This is a genomic window from Ochrobactrum sp. SFR4, from assembly GCF_019730395.1.
In the GTDB taxonomy this organism is placed as follows: Bacteria; Pseudomonadota; Alphaproteobacteria; order Rhizobiales; family Rhizobiaceae; genus Pseudochrobactrum.
This window is the reverse complement of the sequence record NZ_JAAPBB010001418.1, coordinates 1-234: the sequence shown is the minus strand read 5'-3', so window position 1 is coordinate 234 and position 234 is coordinate 1. Positions and strand designations below refer to the sequence as shown.

At 58.5% G+C, this 234-nt stretch carries 1 protein-coding gene; it reads right to left on the bottom strand.

Annotated elements, in window-relative coordinates; all coding sequences use genetic code 11:
* Nucleotides 1-234 (bottom strand): LysR substrate-binding domain-containing protein (locus HBA93_RS23705; protein ID WP_286202179.1); only part of this gene is annotated, 234 nt, incomplete at both ends.

Genomic DNA, 234 nt, shown 5'->3' with positions numbered 1-234 from the left:
CCCGTCAAAGGGTGGTTATCGGGCAGCACCACGAAAACCTTCTCGCACCATAAATGCTCCGCCTCACAGCCATCCCATGCCGCGGTTCCCGTGATGAATGCGACGTCCAGACAAAGTTTCCGGACAGCCGCGATGTGCTCGGGCGGATTGCCGTCAATAAGGTCGACCTGCACGTTCGGGTGGCACGTGCTGAAGGCACGCAACAGATCGAACAGAAATCCTGACGCAAGGGAC